The following is a 16,508-nucleotide window of genomic DNA, read 5'->3' as shown; positions in this document are numbered from 1 at the left end:
GATTTTTGTAACTTTGCAAAATGAAACTAACAGAAACCTTAGAAGATTTTTACACCGTTAAAATTAACGGAATGCCCGAGAACCTTAAAAAAGAAATCGGACATTTTAATGTTTTTAAACTTGATGATTATATCGGAAGCACTTGTAATCCTTTGCCTTATACGCGAAAAGACTTTTATAAAATAAGTTTGATCATTGGTAAAAACAAAGTGCATTATGCTGATAAAATCGTTTCGATTGACGACCAAGCTTTGTTCTTTGCCAATCCGCAGATTCCGTACAGCTGGGAACATATTGATGAAAACCAGACGGGATTTTTCTGCATTTTCACCGATGCTTTTTTTAGCCAGTTCGGAAATTTAAAGGAATATCCTTTATTTCAGCCCGGCGGAAATCCTGTTGTCCCTGTTTCTTCAGAATTGGCTGAATCTTTAAAGTCGGTTTATTTAAAAATGTTGGAAGAAATCAATTCAGACTATGCTTTTAAATATGATGTGCTTCGAAATTTGGTTTTCGAAATTATTCATCTTGCTCTTAAAACCCAGACTGTAACTGCTTCATTATACAGCAAATCAAATGCTACCATTCGAATTTCTTCTTTGTTTTTGGAATTGCTGGAACGACAATTTCCTGTTGAATCGATTTCCCAGCAGATTAATTTCCGTTCGCCTTCAGAATTCTCAAGTCAGCTAAATGTACATGTCAATCATTTGAATAAAGCATTGAAAGAAACCACAGGAAAAACTACTTCGCAGATTATTTCGGAAAGAATTGTTCAAGAAGCCATGATTCTTTTGAAACAAACGAATTGGAATATTAATGAAATTGCGTGGTGTCTAGGTTTCGATGAATTGTCTCATTTTATAAATTTCTTCAAGAAAAATGTTCAAGTTTCGCCTAAAAACTACCGATTAGCAGAAATTGATTGATTTTTGTAACTTCTTGCTTGAATGCTTTAATTGTTGAGAAGCACTTCGCCAATACCTTTGTCCTGTAATTATAACGTAAAAAAATAAAATCATGGGAAATAACAAAGTTTGGTTTATCACAGGTGCTTCAAAAGGACTTGGATTAGAATTGGCTAAAAAACTTTTAGCAGAAGGTTTTAAAGTTGCGGCAACTTCAAGAAGTGAAGCTTCTTTAGTTGCGGCATTAGGAAGTTCGTCTGAAAATTTTCTTCCTCTTGAAATGGATTTAGTCAATGAAAAAAGCGTAAAAGCGGCTATTGATAAAACGATAAGTCATTTTAAAACAATTGATGTTTTAGTAAATAATGCCGGTTATGGATTGCTAGGAGCTTTAGAAGAACTGACCGATGCAGAAGCCAGAAAAAACTACGAGGTAAATGTTTTCGGATTATTGAATGTGATCAGAAATACAATGCCGATTCTTCGTGCAAATCAATCTGGGCATATTTTTAATATTTCTTCAGTTGGAGGATATTATGGAGAATTTCCGGGTTGGGGAATCTACTGTTCTACAAAATTTGCAGTTGCAGGTATGACAGAATCTTTAGCGGCAGAAATTAAACCTTTTGGAGTTCATGCGACAATTGTATATCCAGGTTATTTTAGAACCGATTTCTTAAAAGACAGTTCACTTTTATTGCCAGAAAATCCAATTGCGGACTATAAGGAAGTGAGACAATCTCAAAGTGCGCATAAAGACGATATCAACGAAAATCAGCCGGGAGATCCAGTAAAATTAGCCGAAGCTTTAATCAAAGTTAGTCAGGACCAAAATCCGCCGTTACACTTGTTTTTAGGTGAAGACGCCTTCAATATGGCGAATCAGAAAATTGCTAGTGTTCAAAATGAATTAGGAAAATGGAAAGAGGTTTCTGTTTCGACTAATTTTTAATTATCTAATTAGATAATTTGTCAATTCGATAATTAGAAAATGTAATTGAAATTATATATGTAAAGCCGACAGGTTTTTTTTAAAACCTGTCGGCTTTACTATTTTATTGAATTGCCTCCTGCTTTAGCTGGAGGAAAAGAATAGTTTAATCAGAAAGGGCTTTAGCCAAACTACGAAGTTTGGCTAAAGCCCTTTTTTATATTTCAAAAGCATACCTCCAGATAAATCTGGAGGCAATTCAATTGGATTAATTTAAAGATTTGTCTAATTATCTCATTTTCTAATTATCAAATTTTCTAATTATCAAATTTTCTAATTGACAAATTATCTAATTAACTCATTATCTAATTAGTGAAGCATCGCATCAACATCACTCAATTTTCCGTCAATCTCGCCAATCTGCAGTCCAAGAATATGCGCAATTAAAGGATAAATAGAAACATTTTGAAAAGTAGGGACAGTTTTATCTACTTTGAAAGCTGGACCTTTCGCATAAAAAATAGCGTGCATGTCTTTTTCGTTATTATCATAGCCATGCGTTCCGCCTTTTATATGCGTGCTTTCTTTGCTTACTAGACTCCATCCTTTTTCTGCTTCGATAACAAAATCATGTACACGCGGATTTGTCCCGTAATGCAATCTTTCGGGAACTTCTGCAGCTTTCCAGAATTTAATATGCGGCACTTTCTTTAAAGCATTGGCGATAGAATCCTGAAATTCTGGTTTTGCTTGTAAGCTCATAATTGGGTTTACGACATCTTTGTAACCCAGCCATTCGGGTTTTAGATAATCGAGAACAGCTACTTTTTTATTATTGTTAATATCGGCCATTCCGTGATCAGAAACAATGATTAGATTGATTTTTTTTCCAATTGAAAGTTCGTTTAATCTTCTTGATAATTCACCAATAATCGAATCCATTTTAATTACCGCTTTTTCTGTTTGTGGCGAATGCGGACCGAAATTATGCCCAGAATGATCAGGTTCGTCAAAATATAGGGTTACCAGATGAGGTCTTTGTTTTTCTGGAAGTTCCAGCCATTTCATAACCGTGTCGATTCTGGCTCCGTAGGGAACTTTGCCATCATAATTTTTGAAATAACTCGGATTTCTTTTATCAATATCAGAACCCGGCCAAAAGAAAGAAGCAGTTTTTACACCTTGTTGCTCCGCCAGATTCCAAATCGGATTTCCTCCGTAAAATCGAGAATCATTTTTGGCATTACTTGATAATGAAAAAGCTTGATCTAAAGAAGCGTCGTAAAAAACATTATTGATAATTCCGTGATGATCTGGATAAAGTCCTGTTACAATCGAGTAATGATTCGGAAAAGTCTTAGTCGGATAGGAAGGCTTCATTGATTTGGCATGGACGCCTTCTTTTTCAATCTGTTTTAAATTCGGAAGATCATACATTTTACCATAATCCCAACGAAATCCATCCATAGAAACTAGAACAACATAATTGTCTTTGTTTTGGGCTTGTAAAGCAAAAGAAATTGAAAGAAAAATTAAGAATAGGAGAGAAGTAAACTGCTTTTTCATTTTAAAAAATTATTGTCTTGCAAAGTTATCCATAATAGAATTTTTAAATAAAAAGAGAATGTTAAATAAAAAGTTAGCCACGAATTCACGAATTATTTTTTTCTAATCTTTGTGAATATTTTATTATTTACAGATTACATAGATAGAAGGGTTTTTAGCTACAAATTGCACAAATTTCCACAAATTTTTTTTTAAATCTTTGCCACAGATTAAAAGGATTAAAATGATTTCTATTACATACAGATTAATACAGATATGAAATTTAAATTAATCTGCTTAAATCTGTAAAATCTGCGTGAAAAAACTTTGCAGTATCCAAGCAAAAGAATCCTCTTAATCTGTGTAATCTGTGGCTAAAAAAAAGCGCCAGATAAGGAATCCGACGCTTTTAAGTTTTAAGAAGAGAATGAATTACATCATTCCTGGCATTCCGCAATAGAATTTTTAAATACAAAGGGTTGCCACGAATTGTACTAATTTCCTCGAATTGTTTTTCTTTTTAGCCACAGATTACACAGATTGAAAGGATTTCTCTATTGGATGCATTTAAAATTTTTCACGCAGATTTTACAGATTTAAGCAGATTACTTTAATTTTTATAATCTATGATCTGCATAAAATAAAAATCCTTTTAATCTGTGTAATCTGTGGCTAATTAAAATATGCGTAAAAGATTGAAAAAAATAATTCGTGGAAATTAGTGCAATTAGTAGCAAACAAAAAAAAAGCGCCAGATAAGAAATCTAGCGCTTTTAAGTTTTAAGAAGAGAATGAATTACATCATTCCTGGCATTCCGCCACCCATTGGCATTCCGCCTCCGGCATTTTCTTCTTTAATATCAATTAATGCACATTCTGTAGTAAGGATCATTCCAGAAACAGATGCAGCGTTTTCAAGAGCTACACGAGTTACTTTTTTAGGATCGATAATTCCGGCAGTAAGCATGTCTACATATTCGTCAGTTTTTGCATTGTATCCAAAATCACCTGAACCTTCAGAAACTTTAGAAACAACAACAGAACCTTCAAGACCAGCGTTTTCAACGATAGTTCTTAATGGAGATTCAACAGCACGAGAAACGATTTGGATTCCGGTTGCTTCGTCAGCATTGTCAGCTTTTAAGTCGGCTAAAGCCAATTTAGCTCTTAATAGCGCCACACCACCACCAGCAACAATTCCTTCTTCAACAGCAGCACGAGTTGCGTGTAAAGCATCGTCAACTCTGTCTTTTTTCTCTTTCATTTCAACTTCAGAAGCCGCACCAACATAAAGAACAGCAACACCGCCGGCTAATTTAGCCAAACGCTCTTGTAATTTTTCTTTATCATAATCAGATGTAGTCGTTTCCATCTGACCTTTAATTTGGTTTACTCTGTTTTTGATAATGTCAGCTTCACCAGCACCACTTACGATAGTTGTGTTGTCTTTATCGATAGAAACTCTTTTTGCGTTTCCTAACATTTCGATAGTTGTATTTTCTAAAGTATAGCCTCTTTCTTCAGAAATTACAGTTCCACCAGTCAAGATTGCGATATCTTCTAACATTGCTTTTCTTCTGTCACCAAAACCTGGTGCTTTTACAGCAGCAATTTTAAGAGCACCTCTTAATTTGTTTACTACTAATGTAGAAAGCGCTTCTCCGTCAACATCTTCAGCAATAATCAATAATGGTTTTCCTGATTGAGCAACTGGCTCTAAAACTGGAAGTAATTCTTTTAAAGAAGAAACTTTTTTGTCGTATAATAAGATGTATGGAGAGTCTAGTTCCACTTCCATTTTCTCTGGATTGGTTACGAAGTAAGGAGAAAGATATCCTCTGTCAAACTGCATTCCTTCAACAACATCCACGAAAGTGTCAGTTCCTTTAGCTTCTTCAACAGTGATAACACCTTCTTTTCCAACTTTAGCGAAAGCTGTAGCAATTAATTCACCAATAACTTCGTCGTTATTTGCAGAGATAGAAGCAATTTGTTTGATTTTGTCAGAATCACTTCCAACCACTTTAGCTTGTTTTGCTAAGTCAGCAACGATAGTTTCAACCGCTTTGTCAATACCGCGTTTTAAATCCATTGGATTTGCACCTGCAGCAACGTTTTTAAGACCTTCTTTAACAATAGCTTGAGCTAAAACTGTAGCAGTTGTAGTTCCGTCACCCGCTAAATCATTGGTTTTAGAAGCCACTTCTTTTACCATTTGCGCGCCCATATTTTCTAATGGGTCTTTTAATTCGATTTCTTTTGCAACAGAAACACCATCTTTAGTAACAGTTGGTCCGCCGAAAGATTTTCCGATAATTACGTTACGTCCTTTTGGTCCAAGAGTTACTTTTACAGCATTTGCCAATGCATCAACACCACGTTTTAAACCGTCACGTGCTTCAATATCAAATTTTATATCTTTTGCCATTTTAAATTTTGTTTAAAGTTTTATTTGTTTCAAGTTAATGAAGTTCTTAATTCTTAATACTTCGTACTTAATACAATATTTTTTTTAGATAATTGCTAGAATGTCGTCTTCACGCATAATCAAATAATCAGTACCTTCTAATTTTAATTCAGTACCTGCATATTTTCCGTAAAGAACAGTATCGCCAACTTTTACAGTCATAGTATGATCTTTTGATCCGTTTCCTACTGCAACTACAGTTCCTTTTTGTGGTTTTTCTTTGGCAGTATCTGGAATAAAGATTCCTGAAGCAGTTTTAGTTTCAGCTGCAACAGGCTCAATAAGTACGCGGTCTGAAAGCGGTTTTATGTTTAAAGCCATGATTTTATATTATATTAAGTTATACATTTTTTAATGTTCTAAAAACTTTCAGAAATTGTGCCATGCTAGTAAAACTGACATTATTTCTTAAAAAAAATGCCAGCTTTGACAGGCTGGCATTAGATTTATATCAAGTTATGATTATTTAGCTGGAGCAGGAGCTGCAGGAGTTCCTTGTGCCGGAGCTGCAGGTGTATTTGCAGGAGCTTCGGTTCTGTCAATGATTTTAGAATTGGTATCACTTAAAGTTCCTGAGAAGCTTAAGCTTGAAAGTAAAATCAATACAATCAAAACAGTTGCCAATGTCCAAGTACTTTTGTCAAGGAAATCGGTAGTTTTTTGTACACCTCCCAACATTTGCGTTCCGCTGATAGTAGAAGACAAACCGCCTCCTTTAGGATTTTGTACCATGATAACTACGATCAATAGAAAACAAACTATTGTGATTAAAACTAAAAAAATTGAAAATGTGCTCATTAGTTAATTATTGTTATTGTTATTTTGTTGTAAAATCTTTATATCCGCTATGCGGTCTGCAAAGAAACTAATTTTTTCTGGATATTTCAAAATTAAAATTTCATATGCCTGAATTGCTTTTGTATATTTCTTTTGATCGAGATATACTCTGGCCAAAGTTTCGGTCATCAAATAGGAATTATCCTCGCTATTGCTGTCAAGAGCGACAACAGGAATATTAATTCCAGAAGATTTTATAGGCGAAATTTTAGGATTATTTTCTATAAATTTATCTATTATTTCAGCTTTCTTTTGTCTTTCTTCAATAACGATTTTCTCTTGACCCTTGTCTTCAGTCGTCTCAATTCCATCTTTCGTACGGTCAATTGGTTCTGTTCTGGATAATTGCAACCATTCTTGAAAAGAGTGTTTTTCGTTAAGTACAAAATCAACAGGATTTTCAACTTCAGAATCTTCAGAAATTTGAGTTTCAGCTTCAGGCTGTTCTTGTTCTGTAAGCTGTTTTTCTTCAACTGGTGTTATGTCTTCTTTTGCAGGTTCTTCTAGAATTTCTTCTTTTTGAATTTCTTCTTTCGGATTTTCTACAGTTTCAGGAACTACGATTGTAGATTCTTTTATTGAAGACAATATTGATTCTTCAATTCTGCCAAAGCGAGATTCCGGAATGATCATTTCTTCAATTACAGAATCATCTTCATCTTCTTCAATTGCATTTACTGCTGGTTTTTCTGCAGTTTCGGTTTCGGCTTCTTTGATAGAACTTAAAGTAGAACGTTCAATTTCCGAATCAATTTTAGGTTCTTCGACTTTTGAAGGTTCCACAACAGAAACAGCTTCTGATTCTTTGATTGAACTTAAGATTGAGCGTTCGATTGCATCAACTTTTGATTCTTCCTCTTTTTGAGGTCTTTCATAAGTTACGTTTTCAGCTTCCTTAAGAGTTTTAAAGATAGCGTCGTCGATAACCGGAATAGCTTTTGGCTCTTCAGTAGCTTTTGGTTCTTCGATTTTTTCGGGTCTTTCAAAAGTTACCGTTTGTGCTTCTTTTATTGCATTGAAAATAGAAAGGTCTATTTCTGGGAAATTCGGAGCAGGTTCTTTTTCGGTCACTGGTTCTTCCGATGTCAGAACAGCAGTTTTTTCGACATTTACTGTCGGTTCCTCAATTTCTCTTGGTTTTTCAAAAGTTGCAGTAGATGCTTCTTTAATAGAATCTAAAATAGACTGTTCGACAGGGTCAATTTTTGCTTCAATCGCTTTCTGAATTTCGTCAGCAGAAATAATTTCGCTGTCAAATACTTTTATTTCAAGAAGGTCTCTTAGTTTTTGTTCGTAAAAATCATTCTGAACGGCTGTAAAATTTTCAGCAGTAATAAAATCAAATAAAACCGAACGATCTGCGGTATGTGCAGCCGTAACTTTTAAAGCATAATTATACTTAAAACTATTCTGGTCGTAAAGTCCTTTTAGCCTAAGCGCGCGTGCACTTTGAAAATACGGAAATTCATTCAGAACACTTCCTAATGCATCCGTCTGCTTTTCTGTAATAGCATCGGGTTTGTTCATTAAGTAGGTATAATCGGTGACGTTCATTTTTGTTTGTTTAATCTTCTAAATTTATTTGTTGCTAATTATTGCTGGTAGAATAATCTACCATTTCGCTAATGATTCATTAAAGATATCCTGAGTAATTCTTTCAAAAATAGTTCTAATGGCATCGTTTAAGATACCTCCTACAGGAAGCGAAGTACCTTCAAAATCATAGTAAAATTCGAAGACTCTTTCAAAGTCATCATTTTCATTCTTTTTATTGGTGAATCGTACATTGATACGAATCGTAAGACGGTTTTGCGCAGCTTCCTGATTTGCAGTTGCTTGCATCGGTGTAATTCTGTAATCTACAATCTCTCCTTCATAAACCAAATCACCACCGTTTGGAATAAGGTTGAGATTGGTTTGGTTCTGAATTAGATCCTGTAGCGCTAATGTAAATTGTCTGTCAATTCCAGGTTCTACCAAATCGGCATTGTTCTGGAAAAAGTTTACCTGAAAAGTTTTTCCTTCTATTGGTTTTGCTCCTGTAAAATTATATTTGATAGTACAGGCGCCAAATGTAAAAAGGCTAATCAAGGCAAGGAGCGTATATATTTTTTTCATAATTGTTATCGGGAAAATTTCAATGGCATTAAAATTCCAATTGTGCCCAAATATAGTAATTGGAGTTTGGAATTTTAAAGATTGTAATTTAATTATTTTTATAAATCAAATTGTTTGATTTTTCGGTAAAGCGTTCTCTCAGAAATTCCTAATTCATCAGCAGCGGCTTTTCGTTTTCCTTTGTTTTTTTCTAATGATTTTTTGATCATTTCGATTTCTTTCTGTTCTAGACGCAGAATTTCTTCTTCTTCGATTGTTTCTGCAAATAAGTAATTATCATCCGGAATCTGATAGTTCTCTTCGCGTACAGTAGGCGTCATTACAGCGGTTCTTGGCTCTTCTTCAAAATCTATTTCGCTGTCATTTTGTTGATTTCCGTATATTTTCTGAATCAAATTAGGGTTAATGTCCTGCATTTTTGAGGATCCGTTTTTCATTAACTCTAAAGTTAGTTTTTTAAGATCGTTCAAATCGCTTTTCATATCAAAAAGCACCTTGTATAATATGTCTCTTTCTGTGCTAAAATCGCTTTCTTTTTTCTGATCGCTGATGACAGAAGGCAAGTTGGGACCTTCGGCAGGAAGATAAGATTGTAACGTTGTGAGACTGATATCGCGGTTGGTTTCTAAAACAGAAATCTGCTCAGCCACATTTCGAAGTTGGCGAATATTACCGCTCCATCTAAATTTCTGCAAAAGTTGCACTGCATCATCATCTAATCGTAAAGGAGGCATTTTGTATTTGTGTGCAAAATCGGCCACAAATTTCCTGAACAGTAAATGAATGTCTTCGTTTCTTTCTCGAAGCGGTGGAAGCGTAATTTCGACTGTACTTAGACGATAATACAAGTCTTCACGGAATTTCCCTTTTTCAATCGCCTTGAATAAGTTTACGTTTGTTGCGGCAACAATTCTCACATTGGTTTTCTGAACCTGTGATGAACCTACTTTTATAAATTCACCGTTTTCTAAAACACGCAGCAACCTTACTTGAGTAGTCAATGGCAATTCACCAACTTCATCTAAAAAGATTGTACCGCCGTCGGCTACTTCAAAATAACCTTCACGTGTGCTTGTAGCGCCGGTAAAAGCTCCTTTTTCGTGTCCAAAGAGTTCGCTGTCAATTGTTCCCTCCGGAATCGCTCCGCAGTTTACAGCAATATATTTGCCATGCTTTCTGTGCGAAAGCGAATGTATAATTCTAGGAATATTTTCTTTACCAACACCACTTTCCCCAGTTACCATAACCGAAATATCAGTAGGAGCAACCTGAATGGCTTTTTCGATGGCACGATTTAATTTCGGGTCATTACCAATAATCTCAAATCGCTGTTTTATTGCTTGAACTGTTTCCATTTGTTTTTTGTTTCAAGTTTTTATTTGTTTCAGGTTTCAAGTTTTTCAACTTGGCCTTAACTTTTAAACTTTTGGCTTGTATTTTTTTTCTTTTGCCACGAATTTCACGAATTTCCACTAATTTTTTTCGAAATCGGGCTAATGAATAACTCTTTTTATGTTGTAATGACTTTTATTAAAAATAACCACAAATTACACAAATTAGCGCAAATTCTATTTATGAATTAATTAATCTTTTGTGTACTAATGATTTGTTTTGAAAATTTGCAATTATTCCAACAGGAGTATCTGCAAGCTTCATATAATTTAATGTTTGAGCAAGATGGTCGTTGCTAATTTCTTTCACTGATTTTACTTCTAATATTATGTCCTCATAAACTATAAAATCGGCATAAAATTTATGGGGCAAAATAATCCCTTTATATTCTATTGAGAACTCTTTTTCTCGATTATAAGGGATGTTGTTGTTTTTAAATTCAATTTCTAACGCATCTTTATACACAATTTCAAGTAATCCAGGCCCCAATAATCTATGTACTTCCATACAAATACCTACAATCTGATAGTTTTGATCTTTCTTGTAGTAATATTCGTTTGTATCAATCATAAATAATAATTTGTGGGAATTTGTGTAATTTGCGGTTAAAAAACTAATTCATTTCAGAATATCCAACCGCTTCACCTTTTAAAGTACCACTTGTACAGCTAGTGATTTTTACGTTTACGAAATCTCCAATTTTGTAATTCTCTTTTGGAAAAACTACCGTTATGCTTTGAGAGTTTCTTCCAGAAAATTCTTCTTTTGATTTTTTAGAAACTTTTTCAACTAAAACCTCAACGATTTTTCCAACAAATTCTTCACTTCTAAACCAGGCGTGTTTTTGCTGTAAATCGACAATTTCTTGTAATCTTCGGGCTTTAGTTTCTTCTTCGACATCATCTTTCATTTTTCTTCCAGCCAAAGTTCCCGGGCGTTCAGAATACGAATACATATAACCGAAATTATATTTTACATATTCCATTAAACTCATCGTATCTTGATGATCTTCCTCTGTTTCAGTTGGGAAACCAGCAATCATATCTTGTGAAATCGAAGCATCAGGAACAATCGCTCTGATTTTGTCAATCAAGGCCATATATTCTTCACGAGAATGCAAACGATTCATTTCTTTTAGAATTCTATTGCTACCAGACTGAACTGGCAGGTGAATGTGTTTGCAGATATTTGGATATTTCGCCATAACATGCAAAATGCTTTCGTGCATATCCTGCGGATTAGAAGTCGAAAATCGGATACGCATTTTAGGAAAACCAACTGCAACCATTTCTAATAACTGATCAAAATCGACAGCAGTTGCTTTCTGCATTTCAGAAGCGTTTACGAAATCTTTTTTCAAACCGCCTCCATACCACAGGTAACTGTCAACGTTTTGTCCTAAAAGTGTAATTTCTTTAAAACCTTTACTCCATAAATCCTGAATTTCAACCATAATACTTTGCGGTTCACGACTACGCTCACGTCCGCGTGTAAAAGGCACAACGCAAAACGTACACATATTATCGCATCCGCGCGTAATCGAAACCAAAGCGGTAATTCCGTTGCTCATCAAACGAACTGGCGAAATATCTCCGTATGTTTCCTCTTTCGATAAAATTACATTAATGGCGTCGCGTCCTTCTTCAACTTCTGCCAATAAATTAGGAAGATCTTTATAAGCATCAGGGCCAACAACAAGATCGACTATTTTTTCTTCTTCCAAAAATTGGCTTTTCAAACGTTCTGCCATACAGCCCAAAACGCCCACTTTCATTTTCGGATTCGTGCGTTTTACAGCATTATATTTCTCTAAACGTTTGCGTATTGTTTGTTCTGCTTTGTCACGAATAGAACAAGTATTCACCAAAACCAAATCGGCTTCTTCAAGAACCGAAGTCGTGTTATATCCTCCGTCAGACAAAATGGAAGCTACGACTTCACTATCCGAAAAATTCATCGCACAGCCGTAACTTTCTATAAATAGTTTTTTAGTATTCTCAGGTTTATTTTCCAAAACAAGACTTTCGCCCTGTTTGTTTTCTTCAATAATCTTTTCCATTATAAAAATTCAAAGTGCAAAGATAGGGTAATTGAAACGAATATGACAAGATGTCAGGAAAAAGATTTTAGATTTTAGATTGTTGAAATTTAGTGAATAATGAGCTTTTTTAAAATCTGCATGAGGATTTAAAATCTAAAGTCTGAAAATAATAAGGAGCTATTTCCAGCTTTCCACTTCTTGTCCTCATAAAAAAAGCAAAGTTTCTAGTTCTAAAAAGAGCTTCCGTTGGTCGCTTTTTTAGAACAAGAAACTTTTGCTTTTTTTACTCCGGGCAATCCGTTGCAATCTGGGCTAGGTCAATCCGTTTTAAAAGAAAGAATTAGAATTTAATTTAAGTGAATGTTTTTTGCAATCTAAAATCTGAAATCTAAAACCTACAATTAAAAAGGAGATTTCTCGGTCAGAAATCATTAAAAGTTATACCTATATATATAATACAGAATATTACAGATAAATCTGCAATTTTAAGTTTCATAATATCAAAATACTTCAAAAATGCATTCACAGGGCAGATATTTAAAAAAAATAAATACTTTTGTTGCAGAAAAATAGAGCAATGGCAAAGAATTTAGTAATAGTTGAGTCACCAGCTAAGGCGAAAACGATAGAGAAATTTCTTGGAAATGACTTTCAGGTTGAGTCTAGTTATGGTCACATAGCCGACTTACCATCAAAGGAAATAGGAGTAGATGTAGAAAATGGTTTTAAGCCTAAATACGAAGTCTCTCCAGATAAAAAAGCCTTGGTAAGTAAGCTAAAAACACTATCTAAGAATGCCGAAACGGTTTGGTTGGCATCCGATGAGGACCGCGAGGGAGAGGCTATTTCATGGCACTTGGCGGAAGAATTAAAACTTGATAGAAAAAAGACCAAACGTATTGTTTTTCATGAGATTACAAAATCTGCGATTCTTAAAGCAATTGACAATCCAAGAGAAATAGATTATAATTTAGTAAATGCGCAACAGGCACGACGTGTTCTGGATCGTTTAGTAGGTTACGAATTATCTCCAGTTTTATGGAGAAAAATCAAAGGGGGACTTTCTGCCGGACGTGTACAGTCGGTTTCTGTACGTCTGATTGTAGAGAGAGAACGCGAAATTCAAGGTTTTAATGCAGTTGCAACTTATTCGATTGTTGCAGAATTTGTAAATGAAGCAGGGAAAGCTTTCAAAGCAAAACTGCCAAAAAACTTCAATACTAAAAAAGAAGCCGAAGATTTCTTAAATCAGAATATCGGTTCTAAATATAAGGTAGCAGATTTAGAAACTAAACCTACCAAAAAATCACCAACAGCACCTTTTACAACTTCAACGCTTCAGCAAGAAGCCGCAAGAAAATTATATCTGCCAGTTGGAATCACCATGCAGTTAGCACAGCGTTTGTACGAAGCGGGACTTATTACATATATGAGAACCGACTCTGTGAATCTTTCTACAGAAGCAATGAACGCGGCTGAAGCTGAAATCATCAAATCTTACGGAAAAGAATTCTCAAAACCGAGAGTTTTTGCTAATAAAAATAAAGGAGCGCAAGAAGCGCACGAAGCAATTCGTCCGACTGATATGTCTCGTCATTCAGTAAATATTGATCGTGATCAGGCTCGTTTATACGATTTGATTTGGAAGAGAACTTTGGCTTCGCAAATGAGCGATGCACAGCTGGAAAGAACAAACGTGAAAATTGAAGCCGATAATCACAGCGAAATTTTTACAGCTTCTGGAGAAGTTTTACTTTTTGAAGGTTTCTTAAAAGTGTATTTGGAAGGTCATGATGACGATGAAGAAGAGCAAGAAGGAATGCTTCCTGCTTTAAAAGTAAACGAGAAATTGGTTAACAATTATATTACGGCTACAGAAAGATATTCAAGACCACCGGCACGTTATACAGAAGCTTCTTTAGTTAAGAAGTTAGAAGAGCTTGGAATTGGACGTCCTTCTACTTATGCACCAACGATTTCGACTATTATCAATAGAAATTATGTTGAAAAAGGAACTCTTGAAGGTGTAGAACGTAATTATACTCAGCTTACTTTGCAAAATAGTAAAGTAGGAGAGAAAACGTTAAAAGAAAATACAGGTTCTGATAAAGGAAAATTAGTTCCAACAGATATCGGAACTATTGTTACGGATTTCTTAGTGAAGAATTTTGAAAATATCCTGGATTATAATTTTACTGCAAAAGTAGAGCAGGATTTTGACGAAATAGCCGAAGGAAATATTGACTGGGCGAAGATGATGCAGGATTTCTACAATCACTTTCATCCAAATGTAAAAGAAGTTGAGGCAAATGCAGAACGCGAAAGTGGGGAAAGAATTCTAGGAAAAGATGCTGACGGAAGACAAGTTTCTGTTCGTTTAGGAAAATTTGGGCCAATGGCGCAAATTGGAGAAGCAGACGATGAAGATAAAAAGTTTGCCAGCTTAATGGCAGATCAAAATATAGGAAACATTACTTTGGAAGAAGCTTTGAATTTATTCTTGCTTCCAAAAAGTTTAGGTGAATATAAAGGAGAAGAAGTTGAAGTAAACAACGGTCGTTACGGTCCATATGTTCGTCACGGAAGTGTTTTTATTTCATTACCAAGAGGCGAAGATCCTTTGAATGTTTCAAAAGAAAGAGCTCAAGAATTAATTGACGAAAAAGCACTTGCTGATGCGCCAATTGCAACTTACAAAGGAGAAGCTGTTCAAAAAGGAGTAGGACGTTTTGGGCCATTCATTAAATGGAATGGACTTTTTATAAATGTGAGCAAAAAATACAATTTTGATAATTTGTCTCAGGCAGATGTTGAAGAATTGATTGAAGATAAGCTTCAGAAAAACATTGACAAAGTAATTCATAACTGGGAAGAAGAAGGAATTGTTGTAGAAAAAGCTCGTTGGGGACGTTCTGTAATTCTGAAAGGTAAAGTGAAAATTGAACTAAGCAAAGATGTTGATGCTTCAAAACTGACATTGGCGCAAGTTCAAGAAATGATTGCAGCTAAAGCTCCGGCTAAAAAGACTGCAGCTAAGAAAACAACAACAGCTAAAAAGGCACCAGCTAAAAAAACAGCTGTAAAAAAGAAATAAGAGTAAATGGAATTTGATTTTCTAGAACCAGTTAACGACGGAATTTTAAAATTTGTCAACACGCTGTCTTCACAAGAACTTGGAAGCAAGATTGTTTTCCATACGCAAGATCAGTTTCCTGATATCGATAAAATAGACATTGCTATTATCGGCGTTTTGGAAGACCGTCGTAATATCAATATGGTCAATGAGGTTAACCTGAATGCTGTTCGTAAAAAATTGTACAGTATGTTTCCTGGTAATTGGGACGCTTCAATTGCAGACCTTGGAGATATTTTGGCAGGAGATGCAGTAGAGGATACTTATTTTGCATTAAAAAAAGTAGCTTCTTCTTTAATAAAGAAAAAAGTTATTCCGATAGTCCTTGGAGGTTCGCAGGATTTGACTTATGCTTTGTATCGTGGATATGACGATCTTGAGCAGATGGTAAACCTTGTGTCAGTAGATAACACATTTGATTTCGGGAAAGAGGACGAGTCGGTTTCGGCCAATTCTTATCTGACTAAAATTATAATCGACGAGCCAAACAATCTTTTTAATTATTGTAATATAGGATATCAGACTTATTACAATTCTCAGGAAGAAATAGATTTGATAGAAAAACTGTTCTTTGATGCTTATCGTTTGGGGGAAATCTCAAATAAAATCGCTCTTGCAGAACCTGTTTTTAGAGATGCCGATTTGGTAAGTATCGATTTGAATTCGGTAAAATCTTCAGTTTCAGGAAATATGGTTTCGTTTGAGCCGAACGGTTTTACAGGAAAAGAGATTTGTGCTTTGGCTCGATATGCTGGAATAAGTGATAAAGTAAGCTCTTTTGGGGTTTTTAATCACAACAGCACTGCAGCCGAATCTGTTATAATTTCTCAGATTGTATGGTATTTTATTGAAGGGTTTCATTATCGATCAAAAGAATATCCTTTTGGCAGCAGAACCAATTATTTAAAATACATAGTTCCGCTAGAAGAAGAAGAACTTATTTTTTATAAAAGTGACAAAACCGAACGTTGGTGGATTGAAATTCCGTTCGAAATAAATGGTAACAATAAATTGAAAAGAAATACGTTATTACCATGTTCTTATGACGAATATTTGGCAGCTTGCGGCCAAGAATTGCCAGAAAGATGGTGGAAAGCACAGCGAAAAAACGCTTTATAGAGCAAAAAACAGATTGA

General features: G+C 34.9%; 13 protein-coding genes. 4 read left to right on the top strand and 9 right to left on the bottom strand.

Annotation, left to right across the window (positions count from 1 at the left end; all coding sequences use genetic code 11):
• Positions 1–20 precede the first annotated feature (20 nt).
• Complete coding sequence (locus ACFFLS_RS10370; protein ID WP_379685018.1) at positions 21–929, top strand: helix-turn-helix domain-containing protein; 909 nt, start codon at positions 21–23, stop codon at positions 927–929.
• Positions 930–1,020: 91 nt separating this feature from the next.
• On the top strand, positions 1,021–1,860 hold the full coding sequence (locus tag ACFFLS_RS10365; protein WP_379689353.1) for an oxidoreductase: 840 nt from the start codon (positions 1,021–1,023) through the stop codon (positions 1,858–1,860).
• A gap of 348 nt (positions 1,861–2,208) precedes the next feature.
• Here ACFFLS_RS10365 and ACFFLS_RS10360 read toward each other — a convergent pair whose 3' ends face one another.
• The 9 genes from ACFFLS_RS10360 to miaB all read right to left on the bottom strand — a co-directional run bounded on the left by ACFFLS_RS10360 (position 2,209) and on the right by miaB (position 12,257).
• Positions 2,209–3,405 (bottom strand): alkaline phosphatase family protein, encoded by a 1,197-nt coding sequence (locus ACFFLS_RS10360; RefSeq protein WP_379685019.1) that lies wholly within the window; start codon positions 3,403–3,405, stop codon positions 2,209–2,211.
• Between the two features lie 775 nt (positions 3,406–4,180).
• Positions 4,181–5,812: a chaperonin GroEL gene (groL, locus tag ACFFLS_RS10355; protein ID WP_379685020.1), complete on the bottom strand. Its 1,632-nt coding sequence runs from the start codon at positions 5,810–5,812 to the stop codon at positions 4,181–4,183.
• A gap of 84 nt (positions 5,813–5,896) precedes the next feature.
• Entirely contained in the window at positions 5,897–6,172 is a 276-nt protein-coding gene (locus ACFFLS_RS10350) for a co-chaperone GroES (RefSeq protein WP_012023920.1), read from the bottom strand.
• A gap of 141 nt (positions 6,173–6,313) precedes the next feature.
• Positions 6,314–6,649, bottom strand: coding sequence for a preprotein translocase subunit SecG (gene secG, locus ACFFLS_RS10345; RefSeq protein ID WP_379685021.1), 336 nt, complete (start codon positions 6,647–6,649; stop codon positions 6,314–6,316).
• 3 nt (positions 6,650–6,652) lie between these two features.
• The gene (locus tag ACFFLS_RS10340) at positions 6,653–8,242 is read right to left on the bottom strand and encodes a tetratricopeptide repeat protein (RefSeq protein WP_379685022.1); all 1,590 of its coding nucleotides are present in this window, start codon (positions 8,240–8,242) and stop codon (positions 6,653–6,655) included.
• Between the two features lie 57 nt (positions 8,243–8,299).
• Positions 8,300–8,806 (bottom strand): LptE family protein, encoded by a 507-nt coding sequence (locus tag ACFFLS_RS10335; RefSeq protein WP_379685023.1) that lies wholly within the window; start codon positions 8,804–8,806, stop codon positions 8,300–8,302.
• 98 nt (positions 8,807–8,904) lie between these two features.
• Positions 8,905–10,161 (bottom strand): sigma-54 interaction domain-containing protein, encoded by a 1,257-nt coding sequence (locus ACFFLS_RS10330; RefSeq protein ID WP_379685024.1) that lies wholly within the window; start codon positions 10,159–10,161, stop codon positions 8,905–8,907.
• Between the two features lie 217 nt (positions 10,162–10,378).
• Complete coding sequence (locus tag ACFFLS_RS10325; RefSeq protein ID WP_379685025.1) at positions 10,379–10,768, bottom strand: GxxExxY protein; 390 nt, start codon at positions 10,766–10,768, stop codon at positions 10,379–10,381.
• Between the two features lie 43 nt (positions 10,769–10,811).
• A complete protein-coding gene (gene miaB / locus ACFFLS_RS10320) occupies positions 10,812–12,257 on the bottom strand; it encodes a tRNA (N6-isopentenyl adenosine(37)-C2)-methylthiotransferase MiaB (RefSeq protein ID WP_379685026.1) in 1,446 nt (481 codons plus the stop codon).
• 559 nt (positions 12,258–12,816) lie between these two features.
• Here miaB and topA point away from each other — a divergent pair.
• Positions 12,817–15,333 (top strand): type I DNA topoisomerase, encoded by a 2,517-nt coding sequence (topA, locus tag ACFFLS_RS10315; RefSeq protein ID WP_379685027.1) that lies wholly within the window; start codon positions 12,817–12,819, stop codon positions 15,331–15,333.
• Positions 15,334–15,339: 6 nt separating this feature from the next.
• Positions 15,340–16,491 carry a formimidoylglutamase gene (locus tag ACFFLS_RS10310; protein WP_379685028.1) on the top strand — a complete coding sequence of 384 codons (1,152 nt, stop codon included), beginning with the start codon at positions 15,340–15,342 and terminating at the stop codon, positions 16,489–16,491.
• Positions 16,492–16,508: the final 17 nt, after the last annotated feature.

The sequence above is a fragment of the Flavobacterium procerum genome (assembly GCF_042431625.1).
Taxonomy (GTDB): Bacteria; Bacteroidota; Bacteroidia; order Flavobacteriales; family Flavobacteriaceae; genus Flavobacterium; species Flavobacterium procerum.
Note: the sequence above shows the minus strand (reverse complement) of the source record. Positions and strands in the feature narration are given on the sequence as shown.